General features: G+C 33.9%; 17 protein-coding genes. 7 read left to right on the top strand and 10 right to left on the bottom strand.

Going from position 1 to position 23,190, the window contains the following annotated elements; all coding sequences use genetic code 11:
* Window positions 1–180: 180 nt before the first annotated feature.
* Window positions 181–1,230, bottom strand: coding sequence for a polysaccharide pyruvyl transferase CsaB (gene csaB, locus CUN59_RS09835; protein WP_104387684.1), 1,050 nt, complete (start codon window positions 1,228–1,230; stop codon window positions 181–183).
* Window positions 1,231–1,324: 94 nt separating this feature from the next.
* On the opposite strand from csaB, the gene CUN59_RS09830 reads away from it, so the two are divergent.
* The 3 genes from CUN59_RS09830 to hisA all read left to right on the top strand — a co-directional run bounded on the left by CUN59_RS09830 (window position 1,325) and on the right by hisA (window position 2,796).
* Window positions 1,325–1,660, top strand: coding sequence for a DUF2499 domain-containing protein (locus CUN59_RS09830; RefSeq protein WP_104387683.1), 336 nt, complete (start codon window positions 1,325–1,327; stop codon window positions 1,658–1,660).
* Window positions 1,657–1,956: a DUF3593 domain-containing protein gene (locus CUN59_RS09825; RefSeq protein WP_104387682.1), complete on the top strand. Its 300-nt coding sequence runs from the start codon at window positions 1,657–1,659 to the stop codon at window positions 1,954–1,956. The genes CUN59_RS09830 and CUN59_RS09825 overlap by 4 nt, the downstream gene beginning before the upstream one ends.
* 66 nt (window positions 1,957–2,022) lie before the next feature.
* On the top strand, window positions 2,023–2,796 hold the full coding sequence (hisA, locus tag CUN59_RS09820) for a 1-(5-phosphoribosyl)-5-[(5-phosphoribosylamino)methylideneamino]imidazole-4-carboxamide isomerase (RefSeq protein ID WP_104387681.1): 774 nt from the start codon (window positions 2,023–2,025) through the stop codon (window positions 2,794–2,796).
* A 106-nt stretch (window positions 2,797–2,902) separates the two neighbouring features.
* On the opposite strand, the gene ilvN is transcribed toward hisA, so the two are convergent.
* From ilvN to CUN59_RS09785, 7 genes are all read right to left on the bottom strand, one after another.
* Window positions 2,903–3,421 carry an acetolactate synthase small subunit gene (gene ilvN / locus CUN59_RS09815; RefSeq protein ID WP_104387680.1) on the bottom strand — a complete coding sequence of 173 codons (519 nt, stop codon included), beginning with the start codon at window positions 3,419–3,421 and terminating at the stop codon, window positions 2,903–2,905.
* A gap of 203 nt (window positions 3,422–3,624) precedes the next feature.
* Complete coding sequence (locus CUN59_RS09810) at window positions 3,625–6,399, bottom strand: pentapeptide repeat-containing protein (protein WP_104387679.1); 2,775 nt, start codon at window positions 6,397–6,399, stop codon at window positions 3,625–3,627.
* A gap of 133 nt (window positions 6,400–6,532) precedes the next feature.
* Window positions 6,533–7,186, bottom strand: a complete 654-nt coding sequence (locus tag CUN59_RS09805; RefSeq protein WP_104387678.1) for an HAD-IA family hydrolase — start codon at window positions 7,184–7,186, stop codon at window positions 6,533–6,535.
* A 141-nt stretch (window positions 7,187–7,327) separates the two neighbouring features.
* Window positions 7,328–8,521 carry an NAD(P)/FAD-dependent oxidoreductase gene (locus CUN59_RS09800; protein ID WP_104387677.1) on the bottom strand — a complete coding sequence of 398 codons (1,194 nt, stop codon included), beginning with the start codon at window positions 8,519–8,521 and terminating at the stop codon, window positions 7,328–7,330.
* A 40-nt stretch (window positions 8,522–8,561) separates the two neighbouring features.
* Window positions 8,562–9,134: a GNAT family N-acetyltransferase gene (locus CUN59_RS09795; protein WP_104387676.1), complete on the bottom strand. Its 573-nt coding sequence runs from the start codon at window positions 9,132–9,134 to the stop codon at window positions 8,562–8,564.
* Window positions 9,135–9,314: 180 nt separating this feature from the next.
* Window positions 9,315–10,763 carry a bifunctional orotidine-5'-phosphate decarboxylase/orotate phosphoribosyltransferase gene (locus tag CUN59_RS09790; protein WP_104387691.1) on the bottom strand — a complete coding sequence of 483 codons (1,449 nt, stop codon included), beginning with the start codon at window positions 10,761–10,763 and terminating at the stop codon, window positions 9,315–9,317.
* Between the two features lie 29 nt (window positions 10,764–10,792).
* Window positions 10,793–12,433: a DUF655 domain-containing protein gene (locus tag CUN59_RS09785; protein ID WP_104387675.1), complete on the bottom strand. Its 1,641-nt coding sequence runs from the start codon at window positions 12,431–12,433 to the stop codon at window positions 10,793–10,795.
* Between the two features lie 110 nt (window positions 12,434–12,543).
* Between CUN59_RS09785 and CUN59_RS09780 the strand changes: the two genes are divergently transcribed.
* Window positions 12,544–13,710, top strand: a complete 1,167-nt coding sequence (locus tag CUN59_RS09780) for a cysteine desulfurase family protein (protein WP_104387674.1) — start codon at window positions 12,544–12,546, stop codon at window positions 13,708–13,710.
* Between the two features lie 21 nt (window positions 13,711–13,731).
* Here the strand turns inward: CUN59_RS09780 and CUN59_RS09775 are convergent, their stop codons facing one another.
* Window positions 13,732–14,178: a DUF29 domain-containing protein gene (locus CUN59_RS09775; protein ID WP_104387673.1), complete on the bottom strand. Its 447-nt coding sequence runs from the start codon at window positions 14,176–14,178 to the stop codon at window positions 13,732–13,734.
* Between the two features lie 222 nt (window positions 14,179–14,400).
* Between CUN59_RS09775 and CUN59_RS09770 the strand changes: the two genes are divergently transcribed.
* Window positions 14,401–15,129 carry a Uma2 family endonuclease gene (locus tag CUN59_RS09770; RefSeq protein WP_104387672.1) on the top strand — a complete coding sequence of 243 codons (729 nt, stop codon included), beginning with the start codon at window positions 14,401–14,403 and terminating at the stop codon, window positions 15,127–15,129.
* Here CUN59_RS09770 and CUN59_RS09765 read toward each other — a convergent pair.
* Window positions 15,126–15,704: a Uma2 family endonuclease gene (locus CUN59_RS09765; RefSeq protein ID WP_104387671.1), complete on the bottom strand. Its 579-nt coding sequence runs from the start codon at window positions 15,702–15,704 to the stop codon at window positions 15,126–15,128. The genes CUN59_RS09770 and CUN59_RS09765 overlap by 4 nt on opposite strands.
* A 158-nt stretch (window positions 15,705–15,862) precedes the next feature.
* Here CUN59_RS09765 and CUN59_RS09760 point away from each other — a divergent pair, with 158 nt between their 5' ends.
* Both CUN59_RS09760 and CUN59_RS09755 read left to right on the top strand, forming a co-directional pair.
* Window positions 15,863–19,678 carry a DUF7149 domain-containing protein gene (locus tag CUN59_RS09760; RefSeq protein WP_104387670.1) on the top strand — a complete coding sequence of 1,272 codons (3,816 nt, stop codon included), beginning with the start codon at window positions 15,863–15,865 and terminating at the stop codon, window positions 19,676–19,678.
* Window positions 19,679–19,912: 234 nt separating this feature from the next.
* Complete coding sequence (locus tag CUN59_RS09755; RefSeq protein WP_104387669.1) at window positions 19,913–23,041, top strand: type IIG restriction enzyme/methyltransferase; 3,129 nt, start codon at window positions 19,913–19,915, stop codon at window positions 23,039–23,041.
* Window positions 23,042–23,190: the final 149 nt, after the last annotated feature.

Here is a 23,190-nt window from a genome sequence, read left to right as displayed (position 1 = left end):
GACGTTCCACTGGAACGTCTCTACAACTTCATCCAGATATGGTATTATTACGTTCTACTTATGGAGATAATAAATAAAAAAAGCTGGGGATATTATCGCCTCACATCATTCTAACTAACCTACAACCAAGGGGATTTTCCTATATTGATTTTGCCTTTTTATTGTCTATGACAATTAAATTTACATATTTAAAGCTGTTTTCAACAACTCTCGATGTAAATAAGCCTCATTTACTAAGAATTGAATTTTCTCATCTGATAAAGATTCACCATGGTAATAATAATTAATCCAAGCTTTGCTAATTACATCTACATCATCTGGTAAATCCTTTAAATCCCAACCTGGTATTTCTAAATCTTCCATTAATCGGGTTACTTTTGGGTCATAACTCAAAGCAAAACAAAGAGAACCTTCACTTGCTGCCATAATTAAACTATGTAGACGCATTCCTATGGACATTTCCACATTACGAAATACACCTTTTAAAACTTGTGGATCTTCCGAACAAATAACTCTGCTCACATCTTTTAATTGAGTATGAATTTTTTCGGCAATTCCTAAATCTTCACTTTTTTGAAATGGCAATAATAAAATAAAGGACTGAGTTTCTTTCTGCAAATTAACTAAAGCTTGCGTTAATGTTGTTAACCTATTTTCTGTTAATTGGGGATGATTTCTTAAAGTAACTGCAATTCTCGGTTTTGGTAAATCTACTAATTCCGGTACTGGTTTCGATTCCAACGCCCAAACCGGGTCAGGTGCAAGGATATGGGATATACTCCAATGTGATAATAAACCAGAACTAGAGCGATCGCGTACACTGACTTGAGTACAACCTGCAAAATTACTCTTTGCTAACCAACGAGTTTGGGAACGCAACAATGGACCGATACCTTGTCCCCAAGCAATCGTTTTTAAACCCATCACTTGAGCTAAAGCCATTAATCCTCCATAATAAAAAGGGCTAATAGTGCTAGTCGCATCTTGAATTAAACTGCCACCACCCCAAATAAAAGCATCACAGGAACGCAAAGCGTTGATCACCTGGAAAAACGCCATACGGTTGTAACATTCCACACCATAACGCCGATGAGTTTCTTCAGGATTTCCAGAAAGCACCACAGGAGTAACATCAGATGGTAGCATTTGCAGAAGTGTGGCTAACAAGGCTTCATCACCACCATTACCTTTACCGTAATACCCAGACAATAAAACCCGCATTTTCCCCATTTTGAATTTTAGATTTTGGATTTTGGATTACCAATTTTTTTTAAACTAAATTATCTACCACTGACAACCGACAACCGACAACTGACTATTAATTATGCACGCCCTTTCAATTCCCACCTGGATAATTCATATTTCTAGCGTTATTGAGTGGATAGCCGCAATTTGGCTAATCTGGATATACGGTGAACTTAGTAAAAATTGTAGTTGGTGGGGCTTATCCTTTGGTATGTTACCTGCTTTAATTAGTGCAATGTGTGCTTGTACCTGGCATTATTTCGACAATTCCGAATCTCTAGAATGGTTAGTAACCCTACAAGCTACCATGACACTAATTGGTAATTTTACCCTTTGGGCGGCAGCTTATCTCATTTGGCGTTCCACAAAGTCTGCAAGCAGCATTGAACCAGAACCTATTAAATCAGAATCATGATATCAAAAGAAACCCTCTTTGCCCTCTCTCTGTTTCCTTATTTGGGTTTCTTGTGGTTTATCAGCCGCGTTCCCCAAATGCCACGTTTAGCCTTATATGGATTTTACGGCACATTGGTATTTGTCGCTGTCACTATTCCCGCCGGCATTTATGCCAAAGTCGCTTATCAAGAACAACTCGCCAATATAGACTGGTTACATGGTGGCGCGGAAGTTTTTTTAACCCTTGCTAACATCTTGCTAGTCTTAGGTTTTCGCCAAGCAGTACAGGAACAGGTGACAGTTAAGAGGCAGTAGGGGTGAACGGCCGTTCGCCCGTACAAAAGTCAACCGTCAAAAGTCAACCGTCAAAAGTCAACAATTATGGAAGTAATACCCGCAATTGATTTATTAGAAGGTCGCTGTGTGCGACTATATAAAGGAGACTACGAGCGATCGCAAGTATTTGGCGAAAACCCCGTGGAAATGGCGAAAATGTGGGCAGACCAAGGCGCAACTAGATTACATTTAGTTGATTTGGATGGCGCGAAAGCTGGTAAAATCGTCAACTTAGCCGCCATTGAAGCCATTAGAAATAATCTGGAGATACCCATTGAAGTGGGAGGAGGATTACGCGATCGCTCCAGTGTTGTACAATTATTTAATCTGGGTGTCAATTGGGCAATTCTCGGAACTGTCGCTGTAGAACAACCCCAGTTAGTCCAAGAACTTTGTGAAGAATTTCCTCAACAAATTATTATTGGTATAGATGCTCGTAACGGCTTAGTTGCAACTCGCGGTTGGTTAGAAACATCAACAGTATTAGCCACCCAACTAGCGACCCAAATGCAAGAATTAGGTGCAGCAGCAATCATTTACACCGATATTAACCGTGACGGTACACTACAAGGCCCTAATTTAGACGCATTGCGAGAACTCGCGGCGGCAATTTCCATACCCGTAATTGCTTCCGGTGGTGTCAGTTCGGTCACTGATTTGTTAAGTTTATTGGCTTTAGAACCCCAAGGTGTCACCGGTGTGATAGTGGGTAAAGCCTTGTATACGGGTGATATTATCCTCAAAGAAGGACTACAAGCTATTGGACCAGGAAGGCTGCAAGATATACCACCAGATTTTGGTATTTCTAGTTTTGCTTAAAACTTCTGACAATCAAATAATTCTGTTGTTGGGTTGCGCTGCTGCTTAACCCAACCTACTTTCTCCGTTGTGGGAATTACTTCCTAATAACCGGGGTTAAACCATGTTATAATTTTGCTTGCAAAGACTTCAATAATTCAGTATTTACACCCGATTCACGAGTCAGAGATATTTTACCTGTGCGAGCAATTTCTTTCAGTCCAAATTTTTGTAGGACTTGAACAATGGCTACCATTTTACCAGGATCACCCACCACTTCCAACGTTAAAGAATCTTCAGCCACATCCACAATTCGCGCTCGGAAAATCTGAGATAATTCAATAATTTCTGAACGATTACTGCTAGTAGCATTTACCTTCAAAAGCATCAATTCTCTTTCTACACAAGGAATTTCCGTAATATCTTGGACTTTGAGAACATTAACTAACTTATATAGTTGTTTAGTCAATTGCTCAATGATGCGATCATCACCAGGTACAACCATTGTAATTCGGGATACACCTTCCTGCTCCGCCGGTCCAACCGCAAGACTTTCTATATTAAAACCTCGACGCGCAAATAAACTAGCAATGCGGGATAGAACCCCCGCTTCATCTTCAACAATAACTGATAACGTATGTTTCATCTTGGATCAAGGAGCATGGTATAAACGCAGACCGGCATTTATGACTGCGAAGCGATTTTCTACCACGCTAAATTGTCGGTCTGAATTTTTATTTTATAAGAAAGTAGGCTGAAAACCCACAGAATCAAAACCCAAAAACTTTTCGAGTGAAATTATATCTCTATTTGTAGATAGATGGAGATTAGAGATCTAGAATTTATATTTTACTCAGAAGTAGCATTAAGCGTCATCAGTCGTTTTTTTAAAGCTAGTGGCACGTTTTTGGCAATTTCTAAACCGTCCGTATTTTTCCAGTTAGTTTTCTTATCCCAACGCACATCACCATAGACATCATCACTTAGGATAGCGCCCATAAAGTTTGCACCATCACAGTTTGCACCTCGCAAGTCCGCACCACTGAGATTTGCACGACTCAAATCTACATCTTTAAGATTAGCATCACGTAGATTAGCCCCACTGAGATTTGCACCACTAAGATAGGTTTCACTTAAATTTGCGGCTGTAAAATTGGCCTTTTCTAAATCTGTACCAATGAAATAGGCACAATGTAGATTAGCATGGCTGAAATTTGCCCCATATAAACTAGCACGGCTGAGGTCTGCTTCTGTCAAGTCTGTATAACTGAGATTTATTTGTAATAAACTTACACCCCGTAAATGAGTACCACTTAGAAATTGACCCACCAAACTGCGGAAATTTTCATGATCTAAACAATTACTGTAATGAATAATATTTTGTAATTGGTAGGTGAAATTATTTCCTTCTAGTTGACCAGAGGGATAAAAAATTATATGTTCTTTGAGTACCTCATGTTCTTGGGCATAACGCTGGATAGATAATAGTAAAATCATCACATTTAACCCAGCATAAATATCTACTTGACGCTGACCTAATTGATAAATACCAGCATTTTGTAATGATTTGAGTTTGATTTGGGCTAAAGTTTCTTCAGCAGTATCAATAAATTTACCTTGACACCAACTACTATAAAAGTTCTCTAACCGTCTATATAATTGTATCCAGCGAAAATCAGCAATCCCAATGATTAAACCCAGCAAATATTCAACTATATCTTTACTAAGAATCCCGAAACCCAGCAAATCATAAATTTGCCAATTCATTTCAGCTTCGGTGGTAATGAGTTCTTTACCAGTTGCAGTTTCTTGATATTCTGTCCAACTAATCAAACTAAATTTTAACTGTTCTGCAAACAGAAAATTAGTTAAACATTGATAGTTAGATTTTATCTGATGATCTGATTCATGAGTAGCACCAATATAAAAATCTGCCCAAGGTGTGGTGATCTTTTCCCCATTAATTGCACTAGGGTTAAATTGTCCATCTGATTGGACAAAATCAACAGCATTTTGGGTGATAATATATCTTAAATGTGGTGATTTATCATGAAAATTATGATCTAATTTAGTAATTAACCAATTGATGGCAGATTCATGAATAAACGCTGTTCCAGTCCGATAATTATGACCGACTAAATCATCAATTACTATGTAATCATCTCTATACATTCCGGCAATCAAGTATAATAGTAGAGGTTCACCAATTAATTCTTTAACAATTGCTGGACATTTATTACTAGCTAATAACTCCTGTAAATTTGGTTTTTCTCCTTGATTATCTGGTAAAGATTGCCATTTTTCTAGCCATTTTATTTGTTGTTGTTGATCAAAAGGCAGAATTTCTACTTTTTCTAAATTGGTCGGTAAATTAGAAATAGTTGATAGCGGGATATTATTACTGGTAATTAATACCCTGTGTTTCATGTTTTCATCATTTTGACATCGTTGCTGAAATTCGGCAAGTTGTTGAATGAATGTTTCTAGAATATGTTTATTTCTCACTGTACCTGGTAATTCATCCCAACCATCAAAAATGAAAATAAAGCGGGTATTTTTATTTTTTAACCAGTCATCATCACTCTGGATAAAACTTATATCTAGGTTAGCTTTTAATGTATCTTCTAACCGAGGTGACAGAATTTTAATATCTTTAACATTAATTAAAATTGGTGTCCATAAGGGATATAAATGGTGTCTAACCCAATCGGCAAATACTTGACAAAAAACTGTTTTACCTCTACCAATTTTACCTTGAATAAATATTACTTTTTCTGATTTATTTTCCGTTAAGATGTTTTTCTTTACCCATGCTTCTATATCAAAAGCAGCAGCATTAATATCTATTTCTCCATATTTATTTACAGGTTTAGCTTGAGGGGGAATATAAATATCTTTAAATACACAAGTTTGATCAAAAACCTGATTAGATAATTGACTACCAATTTGATTATTGAGATAAATTTGCAGATTTTCGAGATTTTCAGCTTCTTTTTGCCATTGCTGGTGACTATCTGGGATAAATGCTTGGATATCATCATCCAAAGCTATCAAAGCTTGAATAATATAGCGGTGAGTATTAACAGCTATTCTTTTAGCTAACAGTCTCGCAGGATAATTACTCAGATGGGGGGAAATTAATCTTGTAGATAATAGGTGATTGAATGCTGTTGCTAATGGAGATTCATGAAAACATTCAATAGTTTGGATTGCTGTTTGTGCATCTAATTCAATATTATTGATATTATCTAAAATTGGTGCTAATTCTTCATTTTCCCCAGGTTGATTATAGTTTAAAGCAGGATATAAAGATAAAATGTCGCGGATACTTTCTAAATAAGCAGCTTGACTAATAATAGCTGTGTAGTTTTCTAAACTTAACGCTGGTTGGGAAATATCACGGTTAATTTGCAGTAAAGTTAATCCCAAGGATAAAAATGATAATTCACCATTGATAATTTCGGTTAAAGGTGAACATAAAACAGCTAATAAAGAAGATGAATTTTCTGGAATGGTTGCTGCTGCTAAAACTGCTTTATTAGTTTCGGGAGTGGTATTGCTACTGTTGAGGAATGATAAAGATGGACGCAATTGATACCAAATATCTGATAGAGATTTTTTCATTTATTGAACTACCCAAATTAATCAAGAATCTAACTTCTAGGGTAACAGCGATAACTTATGAATATGGCGAGATGTGTTATCTTTGCAAGAAAAGTTTACACCCTAAATCTATATTGATAGTATAATTACGGTATTAGACACTGGGATTTCGGTTAATCCAAATTCCTCGCATTCCTACGGCTTTGGCAGCTTCATAGTCTTCTTTGATGCTGTCGCCGATGTGCCATGCTTCTTCAGGTAAACATTTATGCTTATTTAAGGCGATTTTAAAAATTTCTGGATCTGGTTTAGCTACACGGCAATGGGTAGAAATGGTTACAGAAGTAAAATATTCCTTTAGTCCTAAACCTTGCAAAACTAAATATAAACGAGAATCAAAATTAGATAATATACCTAGTTTAACTCCTAAGCGTCGCCAGTTCATTAAAGCTAAAGGCACATCAGGATAAATATACCAAGGTTCAGGAGTACCAAAGTGGATGTAAAGTTCGCTAAAGAAAGCCGAAAAATCAGAAAATTCCTGGAGAACACCTGCACCTTCAAAGGTATTTAAAACAATTATCCGCCACCAATCATACTCACGTTGGGGAATGTCTCTAATATGTGCATCAATAAATATGGGAGGTGGTGCTGATTTAAAGCTTTTAGCAAAGTTTTGATCTAAAACTTGGGGGGAAACTTTTACACCAAAATCCTGGGCTATTTGACTGTAAACTTTACCCACACTACCTTTAACACCAAACAAAGTTCCTACAGCATCCAAAAAAATAACTTTGGGTTTTTTCATAAAAATTAATATCTAAGTAGTCACTAGTCAGAAAATATATAGCAATCATATCTGAATTTGTGAAAATCCCAATGGCAATTTCTCATCAAATATTTTAGACGGAGAAAGTTGGGCGGGTAAACCCCGCCCCTACTAGGAAACTTACCTAGAAATGGCTTCTATGATAGGGCTAACTAACCAGTTAAAACCTACTTTTAACTGATGATTTAATGTGGGTAAACGATACAGATAGGCTAAACGACGGGCTACGTATGCAAAAGAACCGTCTAGTTGCACACCTAAACCGGTGAGGGTAGCGTTATCTATTCCTAAAGCCATCATTTCGCCTAATGGTTGATAACGGAAAGGAAGTAAAGGACGATGGGTAAGAGAAGCCCAAATATTCCAGGCGGTATAATCAGCTTGTTGAAACGCAACTTGGGCTGTAGCGGGTACTTGTTTTCCTTCTGCGTCTATGGAGTCGGCTAAATCGCCTAAAGCGAAGATTTCGGGATGTTCTATGGCTTGTAATGTTGGTGTGGTGGTGATTTGTCCGCGTTGGTTTTGCTTGAGGGGTAGGACTGTGACAACTGGGGAAACTTTTGTTCCCACTGTCCAAATTACTAAATCTACAGGAATGGTGTCTATTTGATTTTTATACTCTAGGGAGATGCTATCTTGATCAATTGCTGCTACTTTGGTTTCTAAGTCAATAAATACACCTTTACTATCTAACGCTTTTTTAGCGGCTTCACGGTTAAATTCTGGGGAAGTGCGTAAAATTTGATCACCGATTTCGATGAGGCGGAAACGTCCTTTTTCGCCAATTCTATCTGCTAGTTTACAGGCTAATTCTACCCCACTGTAACCTGCACCAACTATGGCGACACGGATTTTTTCGGGGTTTGCTGCTTCGAGAACCCTCAGACGTTCTTCTAATCGGTAAGCGTCAGTAATAGTACGAAAGGGGTAAGCGTGGGAAGCAGCACCGGGAACTAGGTCTAGGGGTGTTTCCCCACCTAATGCTAATACTAAACGGTCATAATTCAGTTCTGATTTATCTGCTAATTGGACTGTTTTTTTGTTAATGTCTATTGCGGAAACAGCCGCTTGGTGAAATTGGATACCTGTTCCTTGGAGTAATTCTGAGTAGGGTGGTGCTATTTCCCAGGTTTGGAGTTCTCTGGTGAGGAGTTCGTAAAGGAGGGGAGAAAAGACAAAGCGATCGCTCTGATCTACTAAAATAATCTCAGGTTTGGGTGTAGATTCCCAGGGTAATTGGCTTAAACGGAGGGCGGTGTAAAGTCCACCAAAGCCACCACCTAGTATACAAATTTTTGTAGTTGGTTGAGTCATGGTTTTTATAGCAAGCTAAATTCCAGCAGGTAATTTATTCTTAGTTTAACGAATTATTACGATTTATTACCATTAACCAACAATCCTGATATTTACCTTCATGTAAATCATGACCTGGTAAAAGCTTGATTTTTACAAAACCACATTTTTCATAACAGCGAATAGCGGGGATATTTTTAACATTAGGATCAATGACAATTTTACCAGCTTGCAGTTGATTAAAAATATAGTCTATGGCAGATAAAAGCACTTTTGTACCAATTCCCTGATGCCAATATTCTGTTTCCCCAATAAATAAGTCAACACCATAAACATGATCTGTTTTTTCTAGACAATACATTTGTCTGATATTTTCTGGTAATTTATCCAAATCATAATATTGTAAATAGCCAATTTCTTGATTTTGATAAGAAAAAATACAGGAAATTAATGCTTCTTCTCCTTTTATTCTGGGTTGATAGGTTTCTATAACTTTTTCTAAATCATAAGGGTTATCTCTACCACCATAAAATTGTAATACTTTTTCATCACTACGCCATTTTTCCATTAATTGATAATCATGGATATTATCTTTCATGGGACGAATAGTAATTTCATTTTTGATAATCAACATTCCTTAATGTAACTTTTGTTATACTAAATTAATACCAATTCTGTATAAAAATGCACCAATTTTAGAAAGGAACGAACCACAGAGACACAGAGAACACCTGGAATGGTGCGTTACGCTGTCGCTAACATACCCTACTTTTATACCTTATTTAATTCACATTTTGATCTTGAGAATAAATGTCTAATTTATTTCAGATAAAGTTTTAAATTGTTCCTCACTAATACGTCCTGCTGCATATAAAGTTTCTGTAATTTCAGAAATTGTTAAAACTGCGTGTGCTTGATAACCATTTTCTCGCAATCTGTCTTTTACACCTTGTTCATGATCCATAAATACTACAATATCATTGACATTTAATCCTGCATATTTTAACTTTTCTGCTCCTTCCATTACGCTTTTACCACTGATCAGAATATCGTCAACAACGACAACAACTTCTCCAGGATTAAAGTTACCCTCTATTACCTTACGGGTTCCGTGTGCTTTTACTTCTTTGCGGGGAAAAATCATCGGGGAATTTAGATGTAATGATAATCCGGTAGCAGTAGGTAAGGAACCATAAGGAATACCGGCTATTCTATCATAAGTTAGGTCTTTAAGAATCTCTGCATAAGCAATTACTATCTGATGAAATATTTGGGGATTGGAAATGATTTTGCGGAGGTCTATATAATAGGGAAATGTAGCTCCAGAAGCTTGGACAAATTCACCAAACATGATACAACCAATGTCATAAAGTTGTAGAATTAAATCTAAAAGTGGGTGTTGATTTAACAAACAAACATCAGGAAACCAGACGGAACAGGTGGAGTTTTCTTGGGAAATTTCAGTTCTGAGATGATTAATTTCCGCCCTTAAAGATTGCAGTTGTGTAGATAGATTTTCACTTCCTAACATATCTTGAGAAACGGGAAGAAGTAACCCATCACCATTATAATTTAATCCCGCTGATAGCAAGTTTTTAAGATTACCACCTTCAGACCAGATGCTGCGGGCTAAAATTACTCTTTCTGGTGCTTCTTTGCGAATTTTTGCTAAAATATCTGGCTGAATAGTTCCTACTTCTAAACCTAGTTGTTCAGGTGTTCCCCAGTTTTTTGCTTCTTTGACTACTTGTAAATAAAAAGGTGATTCCGCTGTAGGGTATTGCTGTAAAATTGCCGCAGATGGATTAGAAGTTGTACACAAAATAAAAACGGCTTTATCGGGATAAACTAAAAAGGGTGCTACGTGATCTTGTCCTGCATAAGGACTCAATGTAATTGCATCAATCTGCCATTCTTCAAAAACAGTTTTAGCGAGAATTGTACTAGTATTAAGATCGCTATGTTTAGCATCTAATATAATCGGAATGTGGGCAGGAATAGCTTTTAAGGTTCGTTGTAGTAATTCCCATCCCGGAATACCTAAAGCTGCGTAAAATCCCAGGGTTGGTTTATAGGCACATACTAAATCAGTGGTTTGGGAGATAGTAAATTCCAACCAATCCCACAGACCATCAATCATACTTTGGGGATGTGATTTCTGGCAATATTGCTCAGGGAGCATTTCCGGATTAGGATCTAGTCCTATAAATAGTAAACTCTGATTGTGGGCGATCGCCCCATTCAATTTATCGTAAAATTTCATTAATGGTAACATGATTATCCGTATATGCGTTAATCTGAGGTTAATGTGATCATTCCTTGCCATTTGGCCAATATTTTATCACTAATTCCTGGTACTTTATCAACATCTTGTAAAGATGTAAATTTTTGCTGTTGACGGGCTATAATTATCTTCTGTGCTAACTTTTTACCCACACCAGGAAGAGTTTCTAGTTCTGCTTGAGTTGCGGTGTTGAGATTAATTTTACTAGTAATTGGATTTACCAAAGATGATGGTTGTTTGATTTGCGGACATTTTTGAATTTCGGCATCAATTTTAGATTTAATATTTGCTGGTAGTCCGGGTTTTATTTTACCATAAAGGCGATTAAATTCCCGTTGATAATGTGCTGCTATTGCGGGATTTTCAATCACTATTAATGTTTCATCATTGCCATTATTAGCTGCTTGTGACCAATTATGTGAACCTGTGATTACCGTCTGGTTATCAATTACAGCAAATTTATCATGTAATGAATCACCCTTAGCTAACATTGGGACTCCAACGGTAGAAATGGGATTTTTCCAAGGACGATTATCAACTTCATATTTACAGTTATCACTTAAAGCAAATCCCATCATATCTAAAACTTCGCTATAGGGATGATAGGCAAATTGTGATTCAATTAAAGCCCGAATTTGCACATTTTGATTATGTCGTTCTTCGAGAATATTGGCAAGTTGTTGATCTGAAAATACAAATAATGCTAAATCTACGGTTTTTGTACTTGCAGATAAGGTTTTGGCAATTAACCCGTTAGTAGAATTACTCCAAGGTTGACTAGGAGATGTGGGAGAAAAATGAATTGTGATTTTACTATTATCTAATGTAATTGTTTGTGGTTTACGAACAGGTTTTGTAACTCCAAATTTACTATCTGGTTTTCCTCCTACTCCGTCACCCCACATAATATTAAATTCTTCTGTGAGTAGATTTGCTAATTCAGAACTATCTATTTTTAATAAATTATTTGTATTGCCTAAACTGCTAAGGTTACTAATATCACCTGACGTATCACTAAAGGTAAAATTGGCAGAAGTAATGATTATAAAACGATTATCAACAACAACAAATTTATGGTGCATTAAACTACTACCCTTTGAACCATCGGCAGTATCATCTATCCAAGGAATTTTGGCATTGTGAATAATTGCTAAAGCATCCCGTTGACTAATTTCCTCTGGTGTGATTTGATTATCTTGATTGCTATCCACAAATTTCCGAAATTCGTTATATCGTTCCTGTTCTCTTTTTTTTAACTTCGCTATTTCTGTAGAAGTAAAACTACTCCAAGGACGAGAATAATTACTTTCTAAGATTAACCTGATCTTAACCCCTGCTTTGTGTTTTTCTGCTAATGCCTGGGCAATTTTTGGTAAACGCAATTCTTGTACAGCTACATCTACAGAAGATTTAGCTTGGGAAATAGTGTCAATAATCTGCTTTTCTAAATCATCCCCTAACCGGGTTTGCTGACGATAGGTTTCTTGATATTCTGAAGATTCGGAATTATTGAAGTAAACTTGAATTAAAGAATCTTGGGGTAATGGTGCTAAACGTTGTTTTGATGATTGAATTTGTTCACAACTAGTCAGAGTGAATAGCAATAAAAAGATATAGTAAAAATAGCGCATTTGTGGGAAAATGAACACGGTAATCTGATAAAATTAGATAAGGGTTATACATAAACTATTATTCCCAAAATGTGACCTATTAAATTATGTAGAAAAGTAAATATTTGCCCACTTAATTGTTAATTTTTATGCAAGTATATCTAGATTATAGTGCAACTACTCCCACTCGTCCAGAAGCGATCGCAATTATCCAAACAATCTTAACTCAACAGTGGGGTAATCCTTCCAGTTTACATGAATGGGGCAACCGCGCCGCATTGGTTGTAGAAACTGCGAGAATGCAAGTTGCGGGGTTAATTAACGCTGTTCCCGAATCAATTATTTTCACTTCGGGGGGAACGGAAGCGGACAATTTAGCGATTATCGGGGTAGCGCGATGTTATCTTGTCCCCCAACATATCATCATTTCTTGTGTAGAACATTCGGCTATTTCTGAACCGGCGAAAATGTTAGAAAGTTGGGGTTGGGAAGTTACCCGTTTGGGTGTAAATCATCAAGGAAGAGTCAACCCCGAAGATTTAAAAGCAGCTTTGCGACATAACACGGTGTTGGTATCTGTGATTTATGGACAAAGTGAAGTGGGAACAGTCCAACCCATTGCCGAATTAGGGAAAATTACTCAAAATCATGGTGCTTTATTTCATACTGATGCAGTGCAAGTTGCTGGACGTTTACCCATAGATGTGCAGACTTTACCAGTAGATTTATTGAGTTTATCTAGTCATAAATTATATGGTGGTTTGGGTGCGGGGGCGTTATATGTGCGTCCAGGGGTGAAATTAATGCCGCTATTGGGTGGGGGTGGACAGGAGGCCGGACTGCGTTCAGGGACGCAAGCAACACCCGCTATTGCTGGGTTTGGGGTAGCTGCACAGTTAGCAGCACAGGAATTAGAGACGGAAACAGAAAGATTGATATTATTGCGCGATCGCCTTTTTGCCATTTTAGCAGATGTTCCTGGTTTAATTCCCACAGGTGACAGAATTCACCGTTTACCCCATCATCTCAGTTTTTATTTAGAATTTGCCGACGGGGAAAAAATCACTGGTAAAACTTTGGTACGTCAGTTAAATTTAGCGGGAATTGGTATTAGTGCTGGTGCTGCTTGCAATAGTGGTAAATTAAACCCCAGTCCGATTTTATTAGCTATGGGATATTCTCAAAAAGCGGCTTTGTGTGGCATTAGATTAACTTTAGGAAAACAGACAACGGAAGCGGATATTGATTGGACAGGAATGGTTTTGAAACAGGTTTTGCAGAGGTTAATTAATGTAGGATTAGTAATTAGTTTATGATTTATCATCTCTAGACATAGTTTAAAGATGATCAAAACTTTCAGTTAATAGCCTATCTATATCTTGAGAAAAAGGAGAATCTTCAGGAAATTTAGTATCATATTCTTTCCCCATGTTGGTAACTGCATCTTGGTAGCATTCATCTTTAATAGTCAAATAATAATTACGTAAACTTGGAGAGTCTCGAAAAATACGTTTTAGTTCCTGCTGGGTACTATTAACTATTACTTCCCAACCACGATAACATTCGGGTAAGTTGACATAATGACGTTTAAGAAGATGTTCAAATAATGTAATTAACCGACTTTCTAATTCTCTTCTATCTCTTCCCCCCAATGCTTCTATCTCCTCAATTAAATTTTCCCAATCTACATGATTATAATCTTGAGATTTTAATCTATTGACTGTTTTCTCTATCCACAGTGCAAAGTCTGTTTGATAAAGATTTTGAACTGGTGATTTAGTCATGGTGTTTATTTTTGACGCTCTATTATTATGATACAAGATGTTTGGGTATTTGATCAAGACCATATAGCATTTTAGCGACAGCGTAATTTATCCTACATAATTTCTAATATAACAGGACTTACGCAAAATACATGAATTACCCCTACGAAATAATCAGGGTTTCAGTTACATCTTGCGTAAGTCCTATATAATAGAGAAGAGTTTTTTAAGAGGACTATTACTATGTATCAAACTGATCCTCCCCGTTCTCCCCAAGAAGTTTTACCAACGATGTATGATCTCAAAAGTGAAGATCCAGAGGAAAAAGGTTTGCCTGATCAATTTCATTTATTACAACCTCGTTTATTAGACGAAACTTTTAATTCTCCTGTCTATCCTAGCAACAAAATATTTACTGCTAGTGATATGAATTTATATTATAATCCAAATCATCCAACATGGTACAAAAGACCAGATTGGTTTGTCTCTGTGGGTGTTTCTCCCCTATATAAAAATGGCGATTTACGTTTAAGTTATGTAATTTGGCAAGAGGGAATTACTCCCTTTATTATCGTGGAGTTACTATCACCAGGAACAGAAAAGGAAGATTTAGGACAGACTTTACGAGATGTGGAAAAACCGCCAACAAAATGGGAAGTATATGAACAGATTTTAAGGATTCCCTATTATGCTATTTTTGCCCGTTACAAGTATGAATTTAGAATGTTTAAATTAGATGGTGGTCGTTATGCAGAAATAGATTTATCATCATCAAATTCTCGTTTTTGGATACCAGAAATAGAATTAGGTTTGGGTGTTTGGGAGGGAACATATAATAATATTCAGCAGCCTTGGTTACGGTGGTATGATGCTTCTAGTAATTGGGTTTTAACTCCAACGGAACAAGAAAGACGACAGAAGGAAAGGTTGATAGAACAGTTAAGAAATCTGGGTGTTGAACCTGATATTTAATAGATAAGTGGTAGCATCTGGGTAACTACAATTTCTAAATCAGGAAAATCTAAAGGAGATATTTTTTGATGTTCTGTGACAATTTCTTGATTTTGATAACCTTCTGTTGTGGGATTTCTCAATACAATTAATTCGCGTTTGACTACATCTAACACCCAATAATCTTTAATTCCTCCTTGAGAATAAGCTTTAGCTTTAATTTCTGTATCTAGTTTTAGATTACTATCTGCAACTTCGATAATTAGATAAATTTCTGTTGGGGTAGGATGATGATCTGCATAGTCTAAAGGATCTATTTTCACTACAGCAATATCTGGTTCAGGTTCAGACCTTTCATTTAATTTTACAGGGTCTTGAATAGCTATACAAGCCTTATGACCTATTCTGTGTTCTAATAGTTTATATGTTCTTCCCACTGCTGAACGGTGGGATGTTCCTTTAGCAACCATCCAAATTATTTTCCCTTCTAATAATTCGACCCGTTCACTGGGATCAAATATTCCTGCTTCAGCTATTCTGTGGTATTCTTCAACAGTCCACAGCCGCAATTGTAAGGGTGACTCTGTGCTTTGCATAGTTAATTATAGTAAATATTTACCCTCCATTGTATTATAATATTTTTTATTCAAGTTACTTAATGTTTCTGCATAAGCGGGATGATATAGGAAAATATCAGATCCTTATGACGAATAGAAATCAATAAAAACTACCATAAATATCAAGGTGTGAAAAAATGAACCCACAGAAATTACAACCTAGAGTAGCTTTAAATAAAGCATTCCTGAAAATTAACCCCTTTAGAAATGACATTGAAAATTTTAAAACTCATCTGCAAAATCTACTTGATAAAATCAATAAATCGGAATCTGAGGAATTTCATAAAAATCTTATTGTGGATTTTTTAAAAAATACTTTTTATAGTGCAAATAATTTTATTAATACCAAGGGACGCAATGATTTAGTTATTCATAATGGTAAAGATGCTAAAAGTAGTGTGGGGGTAATTTTAGAATTTAAAAAACCAAATAATAAAGGGGAAATGTTGAAGGTTGATAATCTCAATACTAAAGCATTTCAGGAATTAGTTTTGTATTTCTTGCGAGAACGTATTCTAGAAAAAAATTTAGAAATTAAATATTTAATCGCTACTAATATTTATGAATGGTTTATTTTTGATGCTCAGAGTTTTGAGAAATTATTTATGGAAAATAAATCTTTAGTTAAACAATTTACTGATTTTGAAGCAGGGAGATTAACCAGCAAAAAAACTGAATTTTTCTATAAGGAAATTGCCCAACCTGCTATTTCTGAAATTGCTGATAAAATTACCTTTACCCATTTTGATATTCGAGACTATCAGGAATATTTAAACCCTGGTAAACATCCAGAGGAACATAAGTTAATTTCCCTGTTTAAACTATTTTCTCCAGAACATTTATTAAAATTACCTTTTACTAATGATAGTAATACTCTTGATAAGGGTTTTTACAGTGAATTACTACATATTATCGGTTTGGTAGAAACTAAGGAAGGTAGTAAAAAGCTGATTCAACGTCAAAAAGAACATGATAGAAATATTGGTTCATTAATAGAAAATGCCATTTCCCAAGTTGATAGTTTAGATAAAATTTCTCGTTTAGAAAAACCGGAACTATTTGGAGAAACCTATGAAGAACAACTTTTTAATCTGAGTTTAGAATTAGCAATTACTTGGATGAATAGAATATTGTTTTTAAAATTATTAGAAGCTCAATTAATTAGATATCATAAAAATGATCCGTCTTGGGGATTTTTGAATTTACAAAAAGTTAATAATTATGATGATCTCAATAGTCTATTTTTTAGTGTATTAGCTCGTAAACCACAGGAAAGAAGTCAGAATTTACAAAAAAAATTACAAGAAAGATTTGCTCATGTTCCTTATTTGAATAGTTCTTTGTTTGAACCGACGGACATTGAACAAGAAACTATTTGTATTAGCAATTTGAGAAATGAGAAATTACCCATTTTTACTGGTACTATTTTAAAAGACAATAACGGTAAAAAACTGACTGGAGAAATTAATACCTTAGAATATCTGTTCGCTTTTCTCAATGCTTACAATTTTAGTAGTGACACCGGGGAAGAAATTCAGGAAGATAATAAAAGGTTAATTAATGCTTCTGTATTGGGTTTAATCTTTGAGAAAATTAATGGTTATAAAGATGGTTCTTTCTTTACTCCCGGTTTTATTACTATGTATATGTGTCGGGAAACCATTAGAAGAGCAGTTATCCAAAAGTTTAATGATGTTAAAGGTTGGAATTGTGAAACTATTGATAATTTATATGATAAAATAGAGGATAAAAAAGCAGCTAATGATATTATTAATGGTTTGAAAATATGTGATCCTGCTGTGGGTTCAGGACATTTTTTAGTTTCTGCTTTAAATGAAATTATTGCGATTAAAAGTGAGTTAAAAATTTTACTGGATAGACAAGGTAAGAGATTAAAGGAATATAGTTTTGAGGTTGCTAATGATGAGTTAGTTGTGACTGATGAGGATGGTTTATTATTTGAGTATAACCCGAAAAATCAGGAAAGTCAACGAGTACAAGAAACTCTATTTCATGAGAAGCAAACGATTATTGAAAGTTGTTTATTTGGTGTAGATATTAACCCCAATTCTGTAAAAATCTGTCGGTTGCGTTTGTGGATTGAACTTTTAAAAAATGCTTATTATAAAACCGATAGTAATTACACTGAATTGGAGACTTTACCCAATATTGATATTAATATTAAATGTGGTAATTCTTTAATTAGTCGTTTTTCGTTAGATGCTAATTTGCAAGTTGCTTTAAGTAAGAAGAAATACACTATAGAAGATTATAAAAATGCTGTGAAAACTTACCGCAATGCTGAAAATAAGGAGCAAAAGCGGAAAATGGAAAGATTAATTAATGATATTAAAGGTAATTTTAAAACTACATTGGGATTAAGTGATCCAAATAAAACTAAGTTAAGAAAGCTAGAGGGTGAGGTTGAGAATTTGGAGAATCAAACTTTTCTGATTCCAGAAACTAAAGCCGAGAAAACTAAGCGGGAGAAAAAAATTGCTAAGTTAAATAATGAGATGGATAAGTTACGGGTTGAGATTGAGGATATAGAAGGTGGTAAAATTTATGAAAATGCTTTTGAATGGCGTTTTGAATTTCCTGAAGTGTTAAATGATGAGGGTGTTTTTGTTGGTTTTGATGTGATTATTGGTAATCCTCCTTATATTGCTATACAGGATTTAAAAAAATCTAATTTCTTAGTTTGTAATTATTATTCTATAAATTATCAAACAGCAGGAAAAGGAAACTTTGATATTTATCTTCTTTTTGTAGAAAAAGCATTAGATTTATTAAATTCTTCAGGTTTAGTTGATTTTATTATGCCTTCTCTTTGGATTTATAATGAGTATGGAAAACCATTAAGAAGTTTAATTATTAAATCTAAGTATTTATCAAGATTTTTAGATTTTGGTTCTAGTCAAGTTTTTCTTGACGCAACTGTTTATACAGCCTGTCAACAATTTAGTAAACAAAAAAAGGATTATTTCCAATATTTAAAAATAGAATCTTATAAATTTCAAGTTCTTCAGTTTAAAGAATGGTCAAGAATTTTATTTGCTCAATTAAATGAAAACAATTGGAGTTTAGGAGAAGAAAATATTTTAAAAATTAAAAGAAAAATAGAATCAAACTCAAAATCTTTGGGTGAAATAGCACAAATTTTTGTGGGGATTCAAACTAGCGCTGATAATATTTATCATTTAAGAAAAATCTCATCAGGAATATACTATTCAAAAATACTAGATAGAGAAGTTGAAATTGAAGATTCTATAATGAAACCACTTATTTCAGGAACAGAAGCCAAACGATATAAAATTCCTAATACTGATAAATACTTGCTTCATGTTTATCAAACAATTAATGATTTTACCTTACTTAATCTTGATATATTAAAAAGTAATTACCCCAAAGCTTTCGAGTATCTAAAAACAAATGAATCAATTTTAAGAAGTCGAGAAAATAATAAAATGAATACTGATTTATGGTATGGATATAATTATCCTAAAAACCTTGATAAGCAAACATTATCAAAAATAGGTATAGCACAAACAGTATCAGATTTACAATGTTTCCTTGATGAAGATGGCAAATTTTTCTTAAATAATGTGCGCGTCAATGGTATTAAACCTATTAATGAAAATGAAGTAAATATAAAATATTTATTAGGCATTTTAAATTCTAAGCTTGCAAATTTCTATTTTAAATTAATTGGTAAACCTAAAGATAATGGTTTCTTTGAAGCAAATAAGCAGTTTATTTCACCAATACCTATTAGAATTGCTGATGAAGAATATCAAAAAAATATTGAATCATTGGTTAATCAAATCCTCAACGCTAAAAAATCAGATCCCAATGCAGATACAACCGCATTAGAAACAGAAATTGATCAAATGGTTTATCAACTATATAATTTAACAGCAGAGGAAATTGAAATTATCGAAAGTTCTAGATAATATCACCTTATTCATATCCCTAACTTCTGATATTTATTAGTTTAAAAATGTTGGGTTTCCTAACGTCAACCCAACCTACGCAATATCTGATTCTGACAATTTAAGGCTAAAATTAAATGGTGTCCTAACAAATTATAAGATTTGTAAAAAAAACAAGCTAAATTTATCTGTAAATATTGCTGAATAATTTAGCTTTGGTTAAACTAAATTTAATCAATATCAAGGTGTGAAAAAATGAACTTATTAAAATTACCTTTTACTAATGATAGTAATACTCTTGATAAGGGTTTTTACAGTGAATTACTACATATTATCGGTTTGGTAGAAACTAAGGAAGGTGGTAAAAAGCTGATTCAACGTCAAAAAGAACATGATAGAAATATTGGTTCATTAATAGAAAATGCCATTTCCCAAGTTGATAGTTTAGATAAAATTTCTCGGTTGGAAAAACCGGAACTATTTGGAGAAAACTATGAAGAGCAACTTTTTAATTTAGGTTTAGAATTAGCAATTACTTGGATGAATAGAATATTGTTTTTAAAATTATTAGAAGCTCAATTAATTAGATATCATAAAAATGATCCGTCTTGGGGATTTTTGAATTTACAAAAAGTTACAAATTATGATGATCTCAATAGTCTATTTTTTAGTGTATTAGCTCGTAAACCACAGGAAAGAAGTCAGAATTTACAAAAAAAATTACAAGAAAGATTTGCTCATGTTCCTTATTTGAATAGTTCTTTGTTTGAACCGACAGACATTGAACAAGAAACTATTTGTATTAGCAATTTGAGAAATGAGAAATTACCCATTTTTACTGGTACTATTTTAAAAGACAATAACGGTAAAAAACTGACTGGAGAAATTAATACCTTAGAATATCTGTTCGCTTTTCTCAATGCTTACAATTTTAGTAGTGACACCGGGGAAGAAATTCAGGAAGAGAATAAAAGGTTAATTAATGCTTCTGTATTGGGTTTGATTTTTGAGAAAATTAATGGTTATAAAGATGGTTCTTTCTTTACTCCCGGTTTTATTACTATGTATATGTGTCGGGAAACCATTAGAAGAGCAGTTATCCAAAAGTTTAATGATGTTAAAGGTTGGAATTGTGAAACTATTGATGATTTATATGATAAAATAGAGGATAAAAAAGCAGCTAATGATATTATTAATGGTTTGAAAATATGTGATCCTGCTGTGGGTTCAGGACATTTTTTAGTTTCTGCTTTAAATGAAATTATTGCGATTAAAAGTGAGTTAAAAATTTTACTGGATAGACAAGGTAAGAGATTAAAGGAATATAGTTTTGAGGTTGCTAATGATGAGTTAGTTGTGACTGATGAGGATGGTTTATTATTCGAGTATAACCCGAAAAACCAGGAAAGTCAACGAGTACAGGAAACTCTATTTCATGAGAAACAAACGATTATTGAAAGTTGTTTATTTGGTGTGGATATTAACCCCAATTCTGTAAAAATCTGTCGGTTGCGTTTGTGGATTGAACTTTTAAAAAATGCTTATTATAAAACCGATAGTAATTACACTGAATTGGAGACTTTACCCAATATTGATATTAATATTAAATGTGGTAATTCTTTAATTAGTCGTTTTGGAGTAGATACAGATTTAAAAACAATTTTAATCTCAAAGAAAAGTCAATCTGATATTGAAAAATATAAAGGTGCTGTACGAAATTATTTCAATGCAAAGAGTAGGGAAGATAAGAAAATAGCAGAACAAGAAGTTATTAAAATCAAGAAAAATTTTAATGATTCTTTGAAAGAAATAGGTTATAAACCCAAAAAAACAAAGTTAGATAAGTTAGAAGCAGAACTAAATAGCCTAGAAAATCAACAAGAGTTAGAATTATTTGAGAAAACAAAAAAAGATGAGAAAGAAAAGGAAATAAAGATTATTCAATTAAAGAATGAAATTCATAAATTAAAGATAGAAATTGCAGAAATAGAAACTGGTAAAATTTACAACAATGCTTTTGAATGGCGTTTCGAGTTCCCTGAAGTGTTGAACGATCAAGGTGCTTTTATTGGTTTTGATGTTATAATTGGAAATCCTCCTTATATTTCGATTCAAGATTTAAACAAAACCGATAAAAATGTAGTTGACTATTATCGTAATAACTTTAAATCAGCCAAACAGGGAACATTTGATATTTATATTCTATTCCTAGAAAGAATTAACTCGCTGACAAGTAGCTGTTCAAATTCATCTTTTATTATACCTAGTAAATTTTTAACAACGGATTATGGTAAACTGATTCGTCAGTATTTACTTGAAAATAAATTAATTTATGAAATTATTGATTTTGAAGATCATCAGGTATTTGATACTGCGACAACCTATACCTGTATAGTTTTTATTAATAAATTTGAAAAATCATCATTGTCTTTTTGCAGAACTCAACCATCTAAAGTTCTTAATCAAGAATATGTCAAAAATAATATTTCCTATTCTGATCTTCTTGGTAAAACTTGGGTATTTGACAGTAATACCAGTATTAAACTAGTAGAAAAAATTAAAAATAATTCTGCTCAACTCAAAGATTTACCCTGTGATATTTGTAGAGGTTCGAGTACAGGTAATGATAATATATTTACTTTAACTCAAGAAAATGAGGGATTTATCAATGGGTATGGAGAATATATTGAATTAGAAAATGATATTTTAATTAAACCAATTTATGCAACACATTTTAGCCGTTATCTATTTAGAAATAATATTAATACTTATCTGATTTTTCCTTATTTTACTAATACTGAAAAGTATCATCTTTTAGATGAAGATACATTCAAACAAGAATATCCAAAAACTTATCAATATTTGCTTAATCATAAAACAAAACTTGAAGAAAGAAAACAAATTAAAAAATGGTATGCTTATAGCGCAGCTAGGAGTCTCAACAATCACAATAAATCAGATATATTAATCCCATTATTAGCAGATAAAGGTATTTTTACGTTAACTCCTCAAGATGGTAAATATACTCTCATGGCTGGTGGTGGATTTAGTATTTCTATTAAAAATCAATCTATTGATAAGAGATTTTTACTATCTTTATTAAATTCAAAGATGCTATTTTTTGTTTTATATAGAGAAAGTAATAAATTTAGAGGTGGATATATTACCTGCACGAAACAATATTTTGAGAACTTACCAATTAAAATAGTTAGTTCAACTTTACAAAAACCATTTATTCAACTTGTTAATCAAATCCTCAACGCTAAAAAATCAGATCCCAATGCAGATACAACCGCATTAGAAGCAGAAATTGATCAAATGGTTTATCAACTATATAATTTAACAGCAGAGGAAATTGAAATTATCGAAAGTTCTAGCGGGTAGGGGTAAAGCGCAATGCACCTTACCCCTAGGATTAATTAATCAATATCAGGATGTTCGTAAAATGGTATAATATCCTGTACATCCTTAAATCCTGGGTATCCTGATTCTGACAATAAATAAATCAGGATTTTATTAAATATTTCCTCGAT

The sequence above is a fragment of the Cuspidothrix issatschenkoi CHARLIE-1 genome (genome assembly GCF_002934005.1).
In the GTDB taxonomy this organism is placed as follows: domain Bacteria; phylum Cyanobacteriota; class Cyanobacteriia; order Cyanobacteriales; family Nostocaceae; genus Cuspidothrix; species Cuspidothrix issatschenkoi.
Note: the sequence above shows the minus strand (reverse complement) of the source record. Positions and strands in the feature narration are given on the sequence as shown.